Consider the following 3,294-nt stretch of genomic DNA (forward strand, 5'->3'; position numbering starts at 1 on the left):
GCAAGGTCAAAAATCTTCTCTACAATCCAGCGTGTTTCCGGGTCGATCAGAAGATGACCTTTTTTGTCCGGGTCTTTTACATAGCCCAGCGGTGCATAGGCTCCATAGTGTGCGCCATTGGCAAATCTTGTGTGCATGGCAGCCTTGACCTTTTTGCTGGTCTGTCGGGCGTGCATTTCATTCAGGATGTTTAAGAACGGTGCAAGCTCGCTTTCTCCGTTGATGGTGTCCACATTGTCATTGATGGCAATGTAGCGTACTCCCTTGCTGGGGAAATAGATTTCCGTGTACTGACCGGTCAGGATATAGTTTCTTCCCAGACGGGATAAGTCCTTTGTGACAACGCAGTTGATTTTCCCGTCTTCGATGTCATCAATCATCCTTTGGAAACTTGGACGCTCGAAATTTGTCCCACTCCATCCGTCGTCAATGTACTCGTCTACAACGGTCAGCCCATGCTCTGCGGCATACTGTCTAAGCATCATGCGCTGGGTCTGGATACTGCCGCTTTCCCCCTGTAATTCATCGTCACGGCTCAATCTCAAATATAGTGCAGTGTTATAAATCGTTGTATTGTATGGTTGTTTCACGGTTAAAAATCCTCCTTCTAAAAGAAACAACCCACGCTTATACAATACTCGCTGGTACAAGTATATCATAAGCGTGGGCTGATTGACAGTCGTTATTCCGTATTTTTTCAGGAAGCGGCGGCAGCGTGCTGGATCACATCTTCCAGCAGGCTGTCAAGCGGCTTCCCATCCTGTGCGAAATGCTCCGATACCTTGATACGGACTTTCCCCATGACAAAATACTGGGTGCCGTCTTTTTCGGTAAGCAGGGTGCCGCTGTTTTTGTTATTGCTCTCGTTTTTGCTTTTTGCCATAGGCAGTTACCTCCATAAATGAAATATGCCCGACAAGGGAATGTCAGACAGGTGTACAGCCGCAGACTGTCTCCGTGTCAACCAAACCGTGTCAACCGGCAGAAAAGACTTTGAAAACAATCCATAGGCGCTCTATTATTACTTTTTACTTTTTCTTTGATTTCTTGGTTGACATGGTTGACAAAGGAGAGAAATGCCCCAAATATCAGACTTTTCTCCGTCAACCGGCTGTCAACCAAAGCGTCAACCAAACTGTCAACCGGTGGCTTTTCAGAATGGAAGTTCCATTTGCCGGGCTTCTTCTTCCGTGATTTCCTGAAAACCGTCCCCCTCCGGCGGAGCTTGGTTGACACGCTCCCAGCCTTTTTGAGAACCGTATTTCTTATACCGCTTCGGGCTTTTGTAGGCTACCCAGCCCTGTATGATGCCGCCCGCAATGCCGGTATTCATAATCTCGCAGATTGCCCGTGTCTCCCAGTCTGCCGGGGAATTTAAGTTCCCCAGCGCTTCCTCATAAAGCTGCTTGGAACATACCCTGTCGCCGGTGTAGTCCTCCAAATAGGCGTAGATCATGCCGGCCTGTGTGTCTTCCTGCATAAAGTCCTGCTGGTGGGCGTTCAGGTATCGGTTCATTTCCATGCTGAATGACAGCTTATACTTCCCACTGCGATAAACCGTCATGGCTTCCGCCCACATCTGTTCGATATACGCCCTCGCCGCCGCTTCATCGTCCAGTATGTGAACCTCCGCCCGTTCCGGGTACACCGTCACGGGGAGAAAGCGCCGGTTGCCGGTGCGGTCACGGGGCAAAAAGTCCTGCCGGTTGGTCGTCCCTCCAAATACACATTGCCGCAGCCGGTCTGCCGGATGTGTCTCATACGGCACTTTGTAGGTTTCTTTCTGGCGGCTTAAGAATGACTTGATTTCCTCAATACTCTTGGCGTTGGCTGTGGCAATCATCTCCGACATCTCGATAATCCAATGCCCTTGCAGCTTGCGGTACACATTTTCATCGTCCAGCTTTTTCAAATCGTCTGAAAACCATTCGTCCCTGCCTGCCAGCAGCCGGAAAAAGGTAGATTTCCCGGCTCCCTGACCACCAACCAGACAGAGCATGACCTCAAACTTGCTCCCCGGTCTGAATACCCGCCGGATGGCTCCCATCAGGAACAGTTTCAAGGCTTCATAGGTGTATTCGTCCGTATCGGCTCCCAGAAAGTGATGCAGGGCGTAACGGATGCGCTCTGTGCCGTCCCATTGCAGGCTGTTCAGGTAATCCCTGACTGGATGGTAGCGGTTTTCATTGGCAACAATCTTGATGGCGCTCTGCACCTTTTTCTCGCTGGTAAGCCCGTAATTTTCTTCCAGATACAAAAGCAGGTAGTTCATGTCCATGTCGGTCAGCGTGGTACTGGTGCGCTCCCAGCCCAGCGGCTTCACAATGTCAATCTGCTCCGTCAAAAGGTTCAGGCGCAGCGCCCCACGAAACAGCGGGTCACGCTGGAACACCGTCAGGCAGTTTCGGATGCTGTTCTTCACGCCGCCTTTCTGCGTCCCCTCTAATGTTTCCCGGATTTCTGCCGGTGTCTGCGCCGGTTCCATTGTGTCCATCGTCCTTTTGACCGCTTCCTGCGTTTCCGGCGGCAAGCTCTGAAATTCGCTGTTCAAGCCGCAGCACCTCCTTTCCCTGTGCGGCGATCAATGCCGCTTTTTCTTCTATTTCTCCGTATAACAAAATATCCAAAAGGTATTCTGTGTAGCTTATCCTCTGCAACGCTTCCACAAAAAGAGGATGCCAGATGGCATCCTGCGGCTGTGGGGCGTGTGCTGTTTTCCAATGCTCCAGCAGGCGCAGATAATCGCATAGCACCCGGAAACAATACCGTTCCGTTTCCTGAAATCTCTGCTCCGCTGATTTTTGTCGGGGCTGTGACCTGTTGTTACGTTTCCTATCTGGTGGCGCATTGCCGGATTTCTCATAGGAAACGCCGAAGTCCTCCGCAAGCCTGACCGCAGCTTCCCGCTTCTCCAATCCATGCAGCAAAGCGGCAAAGTCGATCACATCCCCGGAAGCCCTGCAGCCGAAGCAATAAAAGCGGCTGTCCACTTTCATGCTGGGCGTGCGGTCATTGTGGAATGGACAGCAGACCATGCCGTTTCTCCCCACCCGGATTCCATAGAATGAAGCAGCCTGCCGAGTGGTAACAGACTGTTTCACCGCTTCAAATACATTCAAATGCTCCCTCCATAAAAATACTGGTAGCGGTAAAGCTGCCGATTATATCATAGCTCCATCTCATGTTTCTTTCTCTGTACTTCCTGTGGCTGCTCCCTCCGGCGCAGTGCGGTATCTACGGCGTTCTGCACCTGCCGCAGCCGTATGACTTCCTCCCGGAGTGGCTTGTGCTGCG

Annotated in this window: 4 protein-coding genes; all 4 read right to left on the reverse strand. The window is 51.4% G+C overall.

Translation table 11 applies throughout. The features are described 5' to 3' along the window. Positions 1-590: recombinase family protein (locus DW835_RS17525; RefSeq protein WP_182430355.1), on the reverse strand; the 590-nt coding region annotated here is incomplete at its 3' end. A 107-nt stretch (positions 591-697) separates the two neighbouring features. Further along, positions 698-883 (reverse strand): hypothetical protein, encoded by a 186-nt coding sequence (locus DW835_RS17530; RefSeq protein ID WP_004849804.1) that lies wholly within the window; start codon positions 881-883, stop codon positions 698-700. 270 nt (positions 884-1,153) lie between these two features. Next, positions 1,154-2,494, reverse strand: a complete 1,341-nt coding sequence (locus tag DW835_RS17535; protein ID WP_009321442.1) for a virulence-associated E family protein — start codon at positions 2,492-2,494, stop codon at positions 1,154-1,156. After that, positions 2,379-3,119 carry a CHC2 zinc finger domain-containing protein gene (locus tag DW835_RS17540; protein ID WP_118731507.1) on the reverse strand — a complete coding sequence of 247 codons (741 nt, stop codon included), beginning with the start codon at positions 3,117-3,119 and terminating at the stop codon, positions 2,379-2,381. Before DW835_RS17540 ends, DW835_RS17535 begins: the two co-directional genes overlap by 116 nt. Positions 3,120-3,294 lie beyond the last annotated feature (175 nt).

The organism is Clostridium sp. AM34-9AC, assembly GCF_003480225.1.
Lineage (GTDB): Bacteria > Bacillota > Clostridia > Lachnospirales > Lachnospiraceae > Acetatifactor > Acetatifactor acetigignens.